The 15,189-nt window shown below is 59.1% G+C and carries 13 protein-coding genes and 3 tRNA genes; 8 read left to right on the top strand and 8 right to left on the bottom strand.

Translation table 11 applies throughout. The features are described from left to right. Positions 1-2: 2 nt before the first annotated feature. Positions 3-326, bottom strand: a complete 324-nt coding sequence (yajC, locus tag ACEWMW_RS13305; protein WP_409414416.1) for a preprotein translocase subunit YajC — start codon at positions 324-326, stop codon at positions 3-5. 205 nt (positions 327-531) lie between these two features. On the opposite strand from yajC, the gene ACEWMW_RS13310 reads away from it, so the two are divergent. Beyond that, positions 532-608 (top strand) — tRNA-Pro (locus ACEWMW_RS13310). Positions 609-622: 14 nt separating this feature from the next. Here ACEWMW_RS13310 and ACEWMW_RS13315 read toward each other — a convergent pair. Further along, positions 623-1,633, bottom strand: coding sequence for a radical SAM protein (locus tag ACEWMW_RS13315; protein WP_409414417.1), 1,011 nt, complete (start codon positions 1,631-1,633; stop codon positions 623-625). Between the two features lie 38 nt (positions 1,634-1,671). On the opposite strand from ACEWMW_RS13315, the gene ACEWMW_RS13320 reads away from it, so the two are divergent. The 3 genes from ACEWMW_RS13320 to ACEWMW_RS13330 all read left to right on the top strand — a co-directional run bounded on the left by ACEWMW_RS13320 (position 1,672) and on the right by ACEWMW_RS13330 (position 3,465). Beyond that, positions 1,672-2,250: a TIGR04282 family arsenosugar biosynthesis glycosyltransferase gene (locus ACEWMW_RS13320; protein ID WP_409414418.1), complete on the top strand. Its 579-nt coding sequence runs from the start codon at positions 1,672-1,674 to the stop codon at positions 2,248-2,250. Continuing rightward, on the top strand, positions 2,235-2,975 hold the full coding sequence (locus ACEWMW_RS13325; protein WP_409414419.1) for a glycosyltransferase: 741 nt from the start codon (positions 2,235-2,237) through the stop codon (positions 2,973-2,975). Before ACEWMW_RS13320 ends, ACEWMW_RS13325 begins: the two co-directional genes overlap by 16 nt. Before the next feature lie 76 nt (positions 2,976-3,051). Next, positions 3,052-3,465 carry a holin family protein gene (locus ACEWMW_RS13330; RefSeq protein WP_409414420.1) on the top strand — a complete coding sequence of 138 codons (414 nt, stop codon included), beginning with the start codon at positions 3,052-3,054 and terminating at the stop codon, positions 3,463-3,465. On the opposite strand, the gene ACEWMW_RS13335 is transcribed toward ACEWMW_RS13330, so the two are convergent. Beyond that, the gene (locus ACEWMW_RS13335; RefSeq protein WP_409414421.1) at positions 3,466-5,232 is read right to left on the bottom strand and encodes a DUF3604 domain-containing protein; all 1,767 of its coding nucleotides are present in this window, start codon (positions 5,230-5,232) and stop codon (positions 3,466-3,468) included. Positions 5,233-5,416: 184 nt separating this feature from the next. On the opposite strand from ACEWMW_RS13335, the gene ACEWMW_RS13340 reads away from it, so the two are divergent. Both ACEWMW_RS13340 and ACEWMW_RS13345 read left to right on the top strand, forming a co-directional pair. After that, positions 5,417-7,672 (top strand): TonB-dependent receptor, encoded by a 2,256-nt coding sequence (locus tag ACEWMW_RS13340; RefSeq protein ID WP_409414422.1) that lies wholly within the window; start codon positions 5,417-5,419, stop codon positions 7,670-7,672. Positions 7,673-7,854: 182 nt separating this feature from the next. Continuing rightward, positions 7,855-9,087, top strand: a complete 1,233-nt coding sequence (locus tag ACEWMW_RS13345; protein ID WP_409414471.1) for a pyridoxal phosphate-dependent decarboxylase family protein — start codon at positions 7,855-7,857, stop codon at positions 9,085-9,087. Positions 9,088-9,128: 41 nt separating this feature from the next. Here ACEWMW_RS13345 and ACEWMW_RS13350 read toward each other — a convergent pair. Together ACEWMW_RS13350 and ACEWMW_RS13355 are read right to left on the bottom strand one after the other, a co-directional pair. Continuing rightward, positions 9,129-9,204 (bottom strand) — tRNA-Thr (locus tag ACEWMW_RS13350). 59 nt (positions 9,205-9,263) lie between these two features. After that, positions 9,264-9,337 (bottom strand) — tRNA-Cys (locus ACEWMW_RS13355). Positions 9,338-9,490: 153 nt separating this feature from the next. Between ACEWMW_RS13355 and ACEWMW_RS13360 the strand changes: the two genes are divergently transcribed. Beyond that, entirely contained in the window at positions 9,491-10,267 is a 777-nt protein-coding gene (locus ACEWMW_RS13360) for a thioesterase family protein (RefSeq protein ID WP_409414423.1), read from the top strand. A 21-nt stretch (positions 10,268-10,288) separates the two neighbouring features. Here ACEWMW_RS13360 and ACEWMW_RS13365 read toward each other — a convergent pair whose 3' ends face one another. From ACEWMW_RS13365 to ACEWMW_RS13375, 3 genes are all read right to left on the bottom strand, one after another. Beyond that, positions 10,289-11,095, bottom strand: coding sequence for a crotonase/enoyl-CoA hydratase family protein (locus ACEWMW_RS13365; RefSeq protein WP_409414424.1), 807 nt, complete (start codon positions 11,093-11,095; stop codon positions 10,289-10,291). Continuing rightward, positions 11,052-11,840, bottom strand: a complete 789-nt coding sequence (locus ACEWMW_RS13370; RefSeq protein ID WP_409414425.1) for a winged helix-turn-helix transcriptional regulator — start codon at positions 11,838-11,840, stop codon at positions 11,052-11,054. Before ACEWMW_RS13370 ends, ACEWMW_RS13365 begins: the two co-directional genes overlap by 44 nt. A gap of 111 nt (positions 11,841-11,951) precedes the next feature. Further along, positions 11,952-13,145, bottom strand: a complete 1,194-nt coding sequence (locus ACEWMW_RS13375; RefSeq protein ID WP_409414426.1) for an LL-diaminopimelate aminotransferase — start codon at positions 13,143-13,145, stop codon at positions 11,952-11,954. Between the two features lie 131 nt (positions 13,146-13,276). Here ACEWMW_RS13375 and ACEWMW_RS13380 point away from each other — a divergent pair, with 131 nt between their 5' ends. After that, positions 13,277-15,142 carry a PHA/PHB synthase family protein gene (locus tag ACEWMW_RS13380; protein WP_409414427.1) on the top strand — a complete coding sequence of 622 codons (1,866 nt, stop codon included), beginning with the start codon at positions 13,277-13,279 and terminating at the stop codon, positions 15,140-15,142. Positions 15,143-15,189 lie beyond the last annotated feature (47 nt).

Genomic DNA, 15,189 nt, shown 5'->3' on the forward strand with positions numbered 1-15,189 from the left:
TATCAGTCGTTTGCTGCGGGGGTGCCGCCGGGCGGGATGATATCGCCGATGGTGTGCTTCACGGCCTTGACGCGGACCCCCTGAGCCAGGTCGATCTCGCAATAATGATCGTCAACCTTGGCGACCTTGCCGACGAGTCCGCCGGCCGTGACGACCTGATCACCCTTCTTGAGTCCTGCAACCTTCTGCTGGTGTGCCTTCTGCCGCTTCATTTGCGGGCGAATGATCAGGAACCAGAAGATCAGGATCATGCCGACAATCGGCAACCACTGGATCCAGGCGGGCGGCGCGTCACCGCTGGCTGCGGCGGCAAGGAAATCGAGCATGAAAAAGGCCTATCGAGCTATCGTGTCACAATCCGGAGATGGGATTGTCAGGCACGCTTTCAAGCGCGCCACATTCCCGCATCCTGCAATCGAGCGCGCGCGTAGCAGCTATGCCACACCAGAGCAACGCAGCAGGTCAGCAGAACAGGTGGACATCGCTTGCCATGCTGCCGGGTGCGCCCTATAGGGCCGCCCACCACTGGCTCGGGACGTGGCGCAGTCTGGTAGCGCACTATACTGGGGGTGTAGGGGTCGCTGGTTCGAATCCAGTCGTCCCGACCAGTGGTTTAACCCCTTCAAGCCGAACAGGTTGCCCCGCCCAGCACGCAAAAGCGCGAGCAATGGGGGTGGTTAAGCGCGACCGGGCGGCTGGCGTCAGCCAGCGTCTCGCCCAAGGTAAACTCATCATCATAGGGCAGCAGGGTACAGGCCGCGACAACCGGATTTTCTGCACCCTTTCGCTTGATCACCATCCGGCTTGACGCACACATGATGCTCGCCGGATCGGCACCGGTTATTTCCCAGCAAGACGTCGTGATTTCCGGCGTATCGGCAGTGGCATCCATTTCTGGAAACAGCACCAGTTGTGCCAGATCATTGGCATCGACCTGCCAGCCATGTTGCGCGAACAATGCGGCATAGCCTGCCCTCGCCTCAGCTTCGCTTTCGCCGGGCAGCTGGCGTCCTGCGATGGCGGTCTGGAAATCATTGGCGCTGAGCCAGTTGATTCCGTCCAGCGCCTTGTCCCAGGTATCTGGACCTCGCTCTGCCTCGTGCACCGCTTTCGTAAAGTGATCGAGGCTGACGCGCATCACCAGCTTCTCGCGGTTTGTTAGCGCCAGGATCTGTCCTTCAAACCGCCGCATCGGACGCATCGCATTGGTTAGCACCAACACCTCGTAACCGCGCCCAAGGCACAGCTCAAGGATCAGGACCATGTCGCGGTTCATGAAGGGTTCGCCCCCGGTGAAGGCGATCTCGCGGGTGGGCAGGCAATCGCGCGCTATCTCGTCAAGGTAGGTGCGCACCTCATCCAGCGTCAGGTAGACGAGCGCGTCATTCGTCGGCGAGCTTTCGATGTAGCAGGTCTTACAAGCGAGGTTGCACAGGGTTCCCGTGTTGAACCACAGCGTTTCAAGTCCGCGCAAGTCGACGCTCGCGCGCGCCTCGCCATCCGCCGTGACTGCAGGATCGGCAAATTTCGCGCGCGGCAAGGGCGCGGCCTGGACCGAAAAGGGAGATGAGGCGCTCATTGTCTGGGTGTTCGTTTCGATAGCGCGAACGGTTACGCCATTCGCGCTTGGCATTGCAATGCCTTGCGCCGCACCCGATACAGCGAGCCACCATGCGTCTCGTCCTGTTCTGCAAGTTTCCCAATCCCGGCGAAGCCAAGACCCGGCTAATCCCTGCACTGGGCGCAAAGCGTGCGGCGCAAGTCCATCGGCAATTGGCCGACCGCACGGTGAGCGTGATGATGGAAGCTAATGCCGGAACAGTCGAAGTGGCATATACTGGCGCGAATGAAGCCGAATTTTGCGACTGGCTAGGCGGCGAAGTGGTTCTGGTTCCTCAAACCGATGGCGATCTGACCGCGCGGTTGATCGAGCGGATCGACCCGACGCCGGTGATATTTTTCGGCGCGGATACGCCTGATCTCACGTCGGAGATCGTCCGGGCCGCTGCAAGCTCGCTGGAGCAGCACGAGGTGGTGATCGGCCCCGCTGATGACGGAGGATACTATCTGATCGGCCTTGCCCGCCCGCTGCCGGAACTGTTCACCGATATGCCGTGGAGCACCGACGCGGTCCTGCCGGAAACCATGCAGCGGCTGGAACAGCTGGGTATCGAACCGTTTCTCCTGCCGGTCCTGCATGATTGCGATCGGCCCGAAGACCTTAAGCGATGGCCATGGCTGACAGCATGAGCAGCGTCGCCATCGTGATCCCGGCGCTCAACGAAGAGACCGCCCTACCCGCGCTGATCGAGAACATTGCGACGCTCGATCCAGCGCCAAACGAAGTCATTCTAGTAGACGGCGGGAGCGACGATCAGACTGGCAAGCTTGCGCGCGCAGCTGGCTGGACAGTCCTGCAATCCCCGCAGCCGGGCCGTGGCCCGCAAGTGAACCACGGCGTGCAATCCACAAGCGGCGATCTGGTTTGTGTGCTGCACGCCGATACCCACCTACCCGCCGACGCACTTTCGGTGATCGCAAAGACATTGGCAGATGACGCCACCGCTCTAGCCAGCTTCACCCCACGTTTTGTCGGGCCCAAGGGCACGCGCTGGCCGACCACCGCGCACAACTGGCTCAAGACATGGTACGCGCCGCTCCTGTTCCGACCGCAACTCTACTTTCGGGGCGTGCGACTACTGTTCGGCGACCATGCGATGTTCTTCCGGCGGCGCCATTTCATTCAACTAGGAGGTTGCGACGAACGTCTTGCGATCATGGAAGACGCCGATCTCTGCATCAAATTCGCATCGCTGGGGAAGATCAGACTGGTGCCGCGCTTTGCCGAGACTTCGGATCGCCGCATAGCCAAGACAGGCCGCCTCAAGTCCTATTGGACCTATCTCAATATCCTGTTCCTGTGGGCGCGCGGCGCGCGAGAGCGCCTGGGTGAGCACTATCCGCAGGTTCGTTGAACACACGCCCAAGAATCCATTTTCCTACTGCGCATTCCATGATTAGCTTGCGCGACTCCCTGCCACGGAGTTTCCCATGCCCATCGTTGAATCGCTCATCGGCCCCATTGCCTCGCTGATCGACAAGCTGATTCCCGACAAGGAGGCGCGCGCCAAGGCCAAGCTCGAACTGTTGCGCCTCGAAGGGTCGCAGGAAATGGCCGAGATCCAGGCCCGCCTTTCGGCTATCGTGGCCGAAGCCAACTCCAAGGACCCTTGGACCAGCCGCGCGCGTCCCAGCTTTCTCTATGTGATGTATGTGCTGATGTTGTTCGCCCTGCCGATGGGCATCCTGTCGGCTTTTTCGCCGCAAGCCGCGAGCGACATATCGCAGGGTATCACGACCTATCTGCGCCGCTTGCCTGAGGAACTCTACGCCCTCTTCGGCACCGGCTACCTCGGTTACACTGCCGCCCGCCAATGGGGCAAAGTAAAGGGGGTCGAGCGCTAGCTATTCGGCGCTCGGATCGTACCAGATCGGCGAGCTATAGACGCGCTCGCGGATGAATTCGGGCTGGTCGGCAGGCCGCTCGAGGCCGAATTTCTCCGCGTCATGCGTCGTCCAGCGCTTCGTCGGAATTTCGATCGCCCGCACGTAATAGAATGCATGGCTGTCCGCATCGAAATCTTGATCGCGCCAGAACAAGCTGAATTGCGACTGGCCGGTATCGGGCCCTTCGCCGATGTTGAAGACCTTCTCCTGTGCTGAACCATCTGCCGCCACCCAGCCCTTGACGATCTGGACAAATTGGAGGTTGGCTCCGTCAGGATCCTTGAGAACCCGTACGAGGAAGGTCGGCGCGCTGGCGCCGCCGCTCAGTTTGCCGCCCATCGGCACACCGCTGGAGTAACCCTTTTCGACCAACGACCGACCTATCCGATCATCCGGCGCGAAATTCCAACCACCGAAGAAGCGCAAACGTATGCGCGGCCCAGTCGTGGCATAGACTTCGCGCCGCTTGAATGCGGCGAAGATCTCCTCGCGCGTGTTCGCCCGCGCCCACACGCCGGTCCAGCCAGCTGCCGTAAGCCCACGATTGGCCCACAAGCTTCCACCCATCTTGTTGGTCAGGCGGTCGGCGGTCATCTCGGAATCGAGGAACTTGCCCCAGAAGTTATCGCTGTCTGACGTCGAAAGTGCGGTATGGCTGTCGGTCGAACCCATCAGTCCGAACTCATACGGATTAGTCCCGATATCGCGCGCAAACTCAAGGCCGCGCTTCAATCCGCTGCGCGCATATTCGCCTTCGAGCGTGCGGCGCTGCTCGGCTTCGTCAACAGAGCGTGGCACCATGGAGATATCGGTTTCGTCCCAATTCTCGAAATCGGCGAACCGGTCGTCTGGCGAAAGCAGCGGATGGGCCTCTCCGTCGCCTTTTACCTGCGTCACTTCATAAACCGGCTCCCAGCGCATCCGCTCGGCCGAATATTCCGCTGTAATCTTGCCGCCACCCAAGCGTTTTGTATCGAACATCAGCCCGTTGGAGAGGTTGCCGTTGTGGGCAATCGCCATGACCTGACCGCCCGTATCCTCTTCGTAGGCGGCAAGATAGGTCCACAGATCTTCCGGCTCGTCGCTGTCGAGCGCCGAGAATGGTAGAACCTTTTTGGTCAGGTCCGGGCCATCGCGAAACATCACCACACGGTGCAGGTTGCGCCCACCGGGCATCGAGGTCCATTCATATCCAGCAAAAGTCGTGAATTCGCCAGGCTTGTTGAAGCGCTCAGCAATGTCGATCTGCTTTTCCCACGAGGATCGCTCGAAATCCCTGGATACCCGGTCGATCGGCTTCACTCGCGTCGCCATATCGACATAGTCCGACGTGATCTTACCAATATCGGAATCATCGTTGAAGAAGCGCGACCAGCGCCGACCCAATTCGCTATCAAGAATGTCTTTCGATCCAGAGCGCACAGCGGGTAGCACCCCGAGATATTCCGAATGGTCCGCAACCATCAGGAAATCGAGCGGACGTGAGAGCTTGACCTTGGTGCCGGAGCTTGCGGTGACTTCTTCGCCGCGCGCAAAGCGATAGGCGATGTCGGGTCCCAAATTCTCGTTGCCAAAGCTGTTGCTGTCGAACGACAAATTGCTGTGGACGTGAAGATCTCCCCACAGCAGCTTGTCGGGATTGCCGATTGATTCCCCCTCTTCGCTGGCAGAGCTGGTCGGAGCTGAATCCGGATCGCTTCCGCAACCGGTGATGGCGATGAGCAACACAGTGGCCGTGATCGCTGCGCGAGCGCTCTCAATCCCTTTTTTGATCTGATCCCTCCCTGTCATTTTTGTGAACTGCCTCTCTTTTTTGAGCGTGGAGCCTCGGTTGGTTCTCGCTAAATTTAAATCGAGATGAATGCACTTTGCCTCTTGGGCAACTACGCGTTTTGGGAGGGAAACTAAGATGAAACACGGAAGCAATCGGATTCGCGCGGCGCTCGCTGCGACGACCATTCTCACATCTGGCCTGGCAATGCCGCAAATTGCGGCCGCCCAAGACGCGGATGAAGCCGAGCAGTCCGCCGAGATTGTCGTAACCGGTCGACTTCGTGGCAATGAGTCGGTTCAGGATGTCCCTCTGGCGGTTACGGTTGTCAGCCCCGAACAACTTGGCGCCCAAGGTGCGCTGACGATCGAAGATATTGAAACGCTCGCTCCTAACGTCGTGATCGATCCGGTCGGCGCAGGCCCTGGCGGCGGCGCAATCTCCATCCGCGGGGTTAGCTTCCAGGATATCGAAAAAAGTTTCGAGCCCACCGTGGGCGTGGTAATCGACGGTGTCTTTATCGGCACCAACACCGGCCAACTGACCAATGCCTTCGACTTCGAGCAGGTCGAAGTGCTGCGCGGCCCACAAGGCACTTTGTTCGGCCGGAACACTATCGGCGGCGTCATCAACATTCGTCGCTCGCGCCCAACCAAGGAAATGGGCCTCAAGGCCGAAGTGACAATCGGCAACTACGGCCGCCAAGAGTACAATGCGGTGCTCAATTTTGGCGATAGTGATGTTTTCGGCGTCAAGCTGTGGGGATATGACCGCGAATTCGATGGATATTATGACAACGTCACGCTGGGCGTAGACGCAGGTGCCAATTCGAACACCAATGTTGGCGGGACGATCCTTTACGAGCCGTCCGCCAATTTTGAGATATTGCTGACCGCAGAGCATACGAAACTTGGCGGCGATCCACCGGTTGCTTCTGTCTCGAATGGGACTGACCTGATCTGTGTGCTGTTCGCCAATCCAAACCCGATGCCGCCGGCGACGTTCAATCTGATTCCGGACCAGTGTAACCGCGATCTTGAAGACGATCTCTATACCGTCTTCAGCAACTTCCTCGGAAACATTCAATATAGTGAGGAAGCCTACTCGGCGCAGATCAATTACAGCTTCGGCGATCTTACGCTTACTTCGATCACCGCGCTTAGAGATTCGAACGAACGGCAAACGCAGGATTTCGATGCGACGTCGATCCCGTTTTTCCAGACCGATCGCACTCAATTCTACAAACAGCTTACCCAGGAGCTGCGGTTGGCCGGAGATTTCACCGAGTCAATCAGCGGCGTTCTCGGCTTCTATTACTTCGATAATGAGTATCAGCTGGATTCGACCACAATCCTTCCCGGAGGGGCGCAGTCGAGCAATGGGACTGACCACAACACCAAGAGTTATGCATTCTTCGGTGACTTCGATTTCGACCTGTCCGACCGTCTGCGCCTCAGTATCGGTGGACGGTACTCGATCGATAAGAAGAACTACCGTCGCTTCGTCGTCAACGGCATTGATCTCACCAATGACGACAGCTGGAAGGAATTCACGCCGCGCATCAGCCTTGACTACGATGTGAGTGATGACCTTCTGGTCTACGCGTCCTTTGCCCGTGGCTATCGTTCGGGTGGCTTTAACGGACGCGCCATCACATCGACTGCCGTTGAGGCTACTTTCGATCCCGAAATCGTGGACTCCTTCGAACTGGGCGCCAAGAGCACCTTCCTAGGCGGCGCAGGCACATTCAATGTCGCTGCCTTCTACACCAAGTATGACGACAAGCAGGAAGAAGTGGTCCAAGCCACACCCCCGGGCTCGCCCAATCCGCAGGAAACCGTAACCCAGAACGCTGCCAGCGCTACGATCATGGGCCTTGAGGCAGACCTGCGTGTCGAGCTCTTCGAAAACTTCACTGTCACGGGATCGGCCGGCTGGCTCGATGCCGAGTATGACGACTACTTTGTCGACTTGAACTTGAATGGGTCGCTAGATCCGGGCGAAGACGCATCGACACGTGAAATGCGCCGGACGCCGGACTTCACCTTCTCGGTTGCTGCGGATTACAAGGTTCCCGTGAGCAACTCCAGTGAGCTGGCACTCAATGCAAGGGTAGCAAGCACCAGCTCCTACCAGACCACGATTGTCCCTGCTCCCGGCGACTTCGGGACAAGCGACCCGCGCGGCATACGGCCTGCGACCACTGACGTATCTGCAGCTGCCACATTACGGTTCGACCTAGGAACGACATCGACCGCTTATATCCGCGTGTTCGGTCGGAACCTGCTCGACGAACGCGGGATTGGCTCAACGCTTCCGGTAGCGGGCTTGTTTACCTTCGCGGGCGCCATCGCGCCGCGGCAATATGGTGTCGCTGCCGGCTTCGAATTCTAATCTGGCCGCATTGACGATCCGGGAGGGGCGCGGCTTTGCCGTGCCCCTTCTTGCATGGGCATGAGATAGGCAGCGGACTTGTCCTACCTTCCGATAGGTTCCCCAGGTGCAATATCTTTGCAGTTGGGGCTATGGCTATCTCAGCTGGTTTGGACGCCCAATGAGGAGACCATCGCGTGGATATGCCGGAGGCCGGAAGAAGCTGGGACGAGGTGAGGGAACAACTGATTACCCGCGGTGGCGGCGACGCCAAGTGGCGCGATGGCAAGACAGCGGTATATGTCTTCAATGCCGGTCCTGAGATAGCGAAAGTCCAGCAAGAGGCATATTCGCTATACATGTCGGAAAACGGGCTCGGCCCGCTGGCCTTCCCCTCGCTCGCCCAAATGGAGCGCGAGGTCATTGAAATGGCCCTCTCGCTGCTCAACGGACCGGTTGGAGCCACCGGTGCGATGACATCGGGCGGAACCGACAGCATCACCATGGCGATCAAGGCGGCACGCGATTATGCCCGCGCCGCAAGAGCGCTGTCCGGTCCCGCCAATATCGTCCTGCCCCGATCAGCCCATCCAGCATTCGACAAGGCGGCGCACCTGATGGATATCGAAGTGCGCCGCTTACCGCTAAAGGAAGATGGCAGTTACCAGGCAGATCCAGCTGCCATGGGCGACGCTTGCGACAATCAGACGATCATGATGGTCGGATCAGCCCCTAACTTCCCGCATGGCATTATCGATCCAATCGAAGAATTGGGCAAAGTCGCGCGGGAGAAAGAGGTCTGGCTCCATACAGACGCTTGCGTGGGCGGCTACTTCGCGCCGTTCGCCCGGATGAATGGCGTCCCTGTGCCGCCATTCGATTTCGAAGTTCAAGCGGTCCACTCGATCAGCGCTGATCTGCACAAGTATGGTTATGCGGCGAAGGGCGCTTCAACCGTCCTTTTCCGATCACAGGAACTATTCCAGCACATGCCGTTCGAAAATCGCGAGTGGAGCGGTGCTCCGATGACCACGCCGACCCTCGCCGGGACGCGTCCCGGCGGCGCGATCTCAGCAGCTTGGACCGTGATGAATGTGCTGGGTGTTGAGGGCTACCGCAAAACACAGGGGCTTGTGTGCGAAACGCGCGAGCGGGCCGAGGAAGGGCTCAAGGCGCGCGGATTTGAGATACTGGGCAATCCAATTCTTGGGCTGATCGCGTTCCGTCACCCGGAGCACGACAGCTTTGCGATTTACGGCGAGATGCTGCGCAAGGGCTGGTTCACATCGGTCACCACCGAGCCGCGCAGCTTGCACCTAATGTTGTCTCCCAAGCATGCTGAGGTGATCGACGAATACCTCGAGGACTTAACTGAAAGCGTGGCAACGGTGGCTGAGGGGAAAGGCGGGCCAAAAGTGGAAGCGCGCTACAACTGACCTGCAGGTGCTAGGTCATCGGATCGACACCAAAGGCGAAATGGTGCCGCTTAGAGGATTCGAACCTCTGACCCCATCATTACGAATGATGTGCTCTACCAACTGAGCTAAAGCGGCGCCCTCGCCCTGCCCTTATCGGCCTCGCGGCAGCGCCGCAATCCCGCAGGAACAGTGGATGGAGGCCCGAGCCGGAATCGAACCGGCGTGCAAGGATTTGCAGTCCTCTGCGTAACCACTCCGCCATCGGGCCTCACTCCCCTTGCAGTGGCGGACCACAAGGGGAGCCGCCCCCTAGCGATTCTCCCCGATGATGGCAATCGCCTGCAGTCGCCTGACACTTTTGAGGTGTGTCCTTCCGTAACGTCACACTGGACGCTGCCGCGCGGCTGGCTATGCAGCAGCCATGAATCCGAGCGAACTTATCGAACCGATCAGGGCCCAGGACGGCGCAGTCCATCTCGCCAAGGCGGAAGACTGGATGCAGGGCCGCACGCTCTATGGCGGCGCATCGGCGCTGATCGCCTATACCCATGCCGCGCGCTCTTTCCCCGATTTGCCGCCACTTCGCGCGGCGCAGATTGGCTTTGTTGCGCCGGTAGGCGGCAATCTCGACTTGCGCTCAACAATCGTGCGGCAGGGGCGGAATGTGACCCAAGTACGATCCGAGCTGTATCAAGACGAAAAGCTGGCGCTGACGGCATTCTTCCTGTTCGGGGCCGATCGGGAAGCCAATGCCCGCTACGAAGGTGAGGCCCCGGCCAGCCTGCCCGCACCTCCCGCCGAAGCCGAGGCGGTGCCTGGTCCCGATATCAAGCACTTCATCAACAATTTTGAGCTGCGGCGCGCGCAGGTTCGACGCGGCCCAGGCAAGCCTGTGGTGCGGCGCTGGGTGCGTCTGCGCGAACGCGGCGAGCTCGATCCCGTCTCCGAACTCGTCCTGATGGGCGATATCCTTCCGCCGGGCGCAATGCGCGCGATGGAGCGCCGCGGGCCGATCAGTTCGATCAACTGGTCATTCAATGTGCTCGATACCAATCCATCATCCGATGATGGATGGTGGCTGGCTGAGAATTCGAGCGAGATGGCGGCTGCCGGCTACTCGAGCGAGCGTCTACAACTCAGGGATGCGCAGGGAAGGCTGATCCTTTCCGGACTGCAGGCGGTCGCGATTTTCGGATAGGTTAAGCGCGCCTCGGAGAAGCTACACGTCGCGATAGTTCGCCTTGCGCTTTTCCATATGAGACATCACTGATTCCATCTGATTCGGCGTGCGAATGATGGCATGCTGTTCGCGGCTTTCTTCCATCAGCAAGTGATCGGTGTCTTCGTCGAACATCGCGTTGGCGAGACGCTTTGCGCCGCGGATCGCATGCGGATTGCGGTCGGCGATCTCTTCCGCAATCGCCGTAGCACGCTCAATCGGGTTCTCTTCGACGTGTGTGGCAAATCCGAACTCACCGGCTTCGACCCCGTTGAACTCGCGGTTGGTGTAGATCAGCTCGCGCAGGACGTCATCGCGGGCAGTGCCGCGCCACAGGGCAAATCCGCCCATGTCCGGCACGAGGCCCCACTTGAGTTCCATGATGGCGAGCCGGGCATCGGGAGCGATCACGCGAATGTCGGCGCCGCTGGCGATCTGGAAGCCGCCGCCGAAGCACACGCCGTGGACCGCCGCTACAACCGGCACCGGCAGCTTGCGCCATTGCATAGCCACCTGTTGCGCCCGGTTGGCATTGCCATGTGTACGGTCTGTCAGATCACCGGTCTCAGAGGATTCGCCCTTGCCCAGACTGCTCAGATCGAGCCCGGCGCAGAAGCTACGCCCCTCGCCCGAAAGAACGACTGCTCTAAGGCCCTTCATTTCGTGAAGCGCTTGTCCGGCCTCTATCAGGCGGGCAAACATCTCCGGATCGAGCGCATTCATCTTGTCCGCACGGATCATGCGAACCTGGGCGACTCTATCTTCACCCAGTTCTATCGAGACCCGTTCGTTGGGCTGCAGTTCCATCGTCTTCTCCAAATTCAGGCTGTCCCTCATCGTTGCCTAAGGCATCGTTGCTGTCCAGCGCTTGTTCGATTTCTGATTGTCCAATTTCCCGTACTGCGAGACGATAGCCTCCCTCGGGATCGGTCTCGATCAGCCAGCCTGCCTGCGATATCGAGAGCTTCGAGCGCAGTCGCGATATATGCACTTCGACCGAGTTGGTTTCCGGATCGTGATCGAGCCGCCAGACATCAGCGAGCAGCTCGCGCCGCGTCACCCGCTCGCCCGGCGCATCAGCCAGCCGCCAGACAAGGGCAAACTCGCGTGGATGGAGGCCCAGCCATTGTTCGCCGATGCGGCCGTCCCGGTGGAATAGGTCCATCACCACCGGCCCCGCCCGCCGGAAGCGTCTCATCGCCTGCGCGTTCTCGCCAAGGCGGAGCGCGCGTGTTGCCAGCTCGACCAGTGCGACGTTGGTTGGGAGGGCTTCACCAATGCCTTGTTCCAACAGCGCGGCCCGATCAGTCGAATCGTCAACACCGATCGCCAGTGCCCACCGCTTGTCTGCAATGTTTACCCACGCGTCAGAACGGCTGGCAGCACGCCAGTCGATAATGATCGGGCGTGCGCGTCCAGCGATGCTTTCGCGGGCCGCAGAACTCGTAGCGGCGCCGCTAATGCGGGGAGCGATGAGGTTCCAGCCGAGGTAGCGCAGATCCCACCGTGCTGGTGGATCGTCCATCAAAGAGAGCCATTCGAATTGCGTCATACGAGCCTTTTCGCAATTCTCCCCATTAGGCACTCAGTCGAAAATCGTCGTCCACGTATCAGGATTGGCACCTTTGATTCTACTGCAAAGCGATCCGAACTGGACCCAATTCTAAGCGGCGGCGCTCTGAGCTGATCCAAGAAAGCGCTTCACATTTCGCGCCGCCTGGCGGAGCCTTTGCTCGTTCTCGACCATCGCGATGCGCACGAAACCCTCGCCCTTCTCGCCGAATCCGACCCCAGGCGCAACGGCGACCTCAGCCTCAGTTAAAAGGCGCTTGGCGAACTCGAGGCTACCCACTTCTTCGAAGCCGGGAGGCAGAGGTACCCAGGCGAACATTGACGCCGGCGGCGGCGGGATTTCCCAACCCGCGCGTCCGAACGATTCTACCATCACGTCACGCCGTTTCTGGTAGAGCTCGCGGTTGCGAATGACGATATCCTCTGGTCCGTTCAGTGCAGCACAGGCAGCCGCCTGAACCGGCGTGAAGGCGCCGTAATCGAGATAGCTCTTCACCCGTGTCAGGGCAGCGATCATTTCCTTGTTGCCAACCGCAAAGCCGATCCGCCAGCCTGCCATCGAGAAGGTCTTCGATAGCGAAGTAAACTCGACTGCAACGTCCTTCGCTCCCGGAACCTCAAGGATTGAACGGGTCGGCTTTCCATCGAAGTACAGTTCCGAATAGGCCAGGTCTGAAATCACCCAGACCTTGTTCTCTTTCGCCCAGGCAACCAGCCGCTCATAAAATTCGATCCCGACGGTTTCAGCTGTGGGATTGGACGGGAAATTGACGATTAACACAGTCGGGCGCGGCACAGTGTAGTTCATCGCCGCCTCGAGCGAAGCCCAGTAATGTTCATCTGGCGTCGTGGGAACCGAACGGATCGTTGCGCCGGCCAAGATAAAGCCCATCGTGTGGATTGGATAAGCCGGATTGGGCGCAAGGATCACATCGCCCGGCGCCGAGATCGCAGTGGCGAGGCTTGCGAGTCCTTCCTTTGAACCCATCGTAACGACGACTTCGCTCTCCGGATCGAGATCGACTCCGAAGCGGCGGCCGTAGTAATTGGCTTGTGCGCGCCGCAGGCCCGGAATGCCCTTCGACTGCGAGTAGCCGTGCGCATCGGGCTTGGATGCAACCTCGCACAGCTTATCTATGACATGCTGCGGCGGCGGCAGATCGGGATTACCCATGCCAAGATCGATGATGTCCCGTCCCGCCTGACGTGCCGCGTGACGCATCGCGTTGACTTCAGCGATCACATAGGGCGGCATACGCTTCATGCGGTAAAATTCGGTGGTCATCGGGTCCTTCTTGCTTTCCCAGACAAGCCTCGCTTGAGGCGATCCGACATTTTCTAGGCGATTACTTGTCGCGGGCAAACGGCAATTTCGCTATTGCGGAAAAAAGTCTCCGCGTAATCAGGGAACAAGGCATGGCCGCAGGTTCAGACGATACCGATATCAAGGATGCTCCCTTCGCTGCATTCTTTGACATGCAAGGCGAGGCGATGCGGGAAATGTTCGGCAATGCCGTGCCGCAAGATGGCTTGGCCGGGACCGACTGGGGCGGCGTAGCCAACAAGTTACAGACCATGTGGTTTGATTTCATGCGCGATCAGGCGCTCACCACACCGGCCAACACCAATCCATTTGATCCGGCACAGTGGATGACCTTCGCGCGCGGGCTGACAAAATCCGATCCCATGGCGCTGTTCGCGGCCAACCAGAAGTTGGCGCAGGGCTCTGTCGAACTGTGGAAGAACGTGATCGGCGGAGCGATGGCCGGTGCCGTCCGAAAGGATGATGCCGCCGAGCCTGCCGAGTTGCCGCGCAAAGACCGCCGTTTCGCCGACCCTGCCTGGCGCGATCATCCCGCTTATGCCTTGCTCCACCAGACTTACCTGCTTCTGGCCGAATATTTCACGACAATGGCGCGGGAAATGCCGGCGGCGAATAGCGAACAGAAGAAGCAGTTGGCCTTCGCAACGCAGGCGCTGGTCGATGCGATGAGCCCGGACAATTTCCTGCTGACAAATCCGGTTGTGCTTCAGCGGACGATCGAAACCAAGGGTGCCAATCTCGTGAAAGGCATGCAGCACCTGATCAATGACCTCAAGAAGGGGCAATTGACCCATACGGATGCGGACGCATTCACGCTGGGCGAGAACCTTGCCGCAACGCCGGGTAAGGTCGTGCACGAAACGCCGCTCTACCAACTTATCCAGTACAGCCCGACCACCGATGAGGTTTTCGAAACCCCGCTGGTGATCTTCCCGCCATGGATCAATCGCTTCTACATTCTCGATCTTACTCCGAAGAAGAGCTTTATTCGCTGGGCGGTAGCTCAGGGGCTTACGGTGTTTGTGGTCAGCTGGAAATCAGCCGATGCGTCGATGAAGGATGTTGTGTGGGACGACTACATCCGTTCGCAGATTGAAGCGATCGACCATGTTCGTGACCGGCTCGGCGCGAAGTCGGTTCACGCGATCGGCTATTGCGTGGCCGGAACCACGCTCGCTGCAACATTGGCGATCCTCGCGCGCCGCGGCGAAGCCGACAAAGTCAAATCCGCGACGTTTTTCACCGCGCAGGTCGATTTCGAGAAGAGCGGAGAGCTCAAGCATTTCATCGACGACCAGCAACTCAAGATGGTCACTTCATTGTCCAAGGACGGTTATCTCGATGGACGCTATCTGGCAGCGACTTTCAATGCGCTGCGCGGCAAGGACCTGATCTGGAACTACGTGGTCAACAACTACCTGCTTGGTAACGACTACCCGGCCTTCGATCTGCTGCATTGGAACGGTGACGTCACCAACCTGCCCTCCAAGTGGCATGGTGACTATCTGCGTGATCTCTACCGCGACAACAAGCTGGTGCAACCCGATGTGCTTTCCGCCGATGGCACGCCGATTGACCTGACTCAGGTTGAAACGCCGACCTATATCCAGGCGGGAAAGGAAGACCACATCGCCCCGGCCAAAAGCGTGTGGCGGCTTACGCGTCACTTCAAGGGAGATCTCACGTTCCTGCTCGCCGGATCAGGTCACATCGCCGGAGTTGTCAACCCGCCCGAAGCAAACAAGTACCAGTATTGGACCGGCGACAGCTCCGCCGAAAGCCTTGACGACTTCATTGCCGAAGCAACCGAGCACCCGGGTAGCTGGTGGCCTCATTGGATCAACTGGATCGAAGCGCAAGATTCGAAGAAGGTTGACGCCAAGGGCAAGAGAAAGCCCGGCGGACGGGGTGATAAAGTGATCGAAGATGCGCCTGGCCGGTACGTAAAGACTCGCTAGGCGATTGATTTTACGAGAGTAACCTGTTTTTTGTGCAGTGCACAAAA

It is taken from the genome of Litorerythrobacter xanthomarinus (assembly GCF_046254955.1).
Classification (GTDB): domain Bacteria; phylum Pseudomonadota; class Alphaproteobacteria; order Sphingomonadales; family Sphingomonadaceae; genus Qipengyuania_C.

What these genes read in the sequence shown, in the direction of transcription:
- yajC (WP_409414416.1), bottom strand. Translation starts at nt 326, where the DNA reads ATGCTCGATTTCCTTGCCGCCGCAGCCAGCGGTGACGCGCCGCCCGCC.
- ACEWMW_RS13315 (WP_409414417.1), bottom strand. Translation starts at nt 1,633, where the DNA reads ATGCCAAGCGCGAATGGCGTAACCGTTCGCGCTATCGAAACGAACACC.
- ACEWMW_RS13320 (WP_409414418.1), top strand. Translation starts at nt 1,672, where the DNA reads ATGCGTCTCGTCCTGTTCTGCAAGTTTCCCAATCCCGGCGAAGCCAAG.
- ACEWMW_RS13325 (WP_409414419.1), top strand. Translation starts at nt 2,235, where the DNA reads ATGGCTGACAGCATGAGCAGCGTCGCCATCGTGATCCCGGCGCTCAAC.
- ACEWMW_RS13330 (WP_409414420.1), top strand. Translation starts at nt 3,052, where the DNA reads ATGCCCATCGTTGAATCGCTCATCGGCCCCATTGCCTCGCTGATCGAC.
- ACEWMW_RS13340 (WP_409414422.1), top strand. Translation starts at nt 5,417, where the DNA reads ATGAAACACGGAAGCAATCGGATTCGCGCGGCGCTCGCTGCGACGACC.
- ACEWMW_RS13345 (WP_409414471.1), top strand. Translation starts at nt 7,855, where the DNA reads ATGCCGGAGGCCGGAAGAAGCTGGGACGAGGTGAGGGAACAACTGATT.
- ACEWMW_RS13360 (WP_409414423.1), top strand. Translation starts at nt 9,491, where the DNA reads ATGAATCCGAGCGAACTTATCGAACCGATCAGGGCCCAGGACGGCGCA.
- ACEWMW_RS13365 (WP_409414424.1), bottom strand. Translation starts at nt 11,095, where the DNA reads ATGGAACTGCAGCCCAACGAACGGGTCTCGATAGAACTGGGTGAAGAT.
- ACEWMW_RS13370 (WP_409414425.1), bottom strand. Translation starts at nt 11,840, where the DNA reads ATGACGCAATTCGAATGGCTCTCTTTGATGGACGATCCACCAGCACGG.
- ACEWMW_RS13375 (WP_409414426.1), bottom strand. Translation starts at nt 13,145, where the DNA reads ATGACCACCGAATTTTACCGCATGAAGCGTATGCCGCCCTATGTGATC.
- ACEWMW_RS13380 (WP_409414427.1), top strand. Translation starts at nt 13,277, where the DNA reads ATGGCCGCAGGTTCAGACGATACCGATATCAAGGATGCTCCCTTCGCT.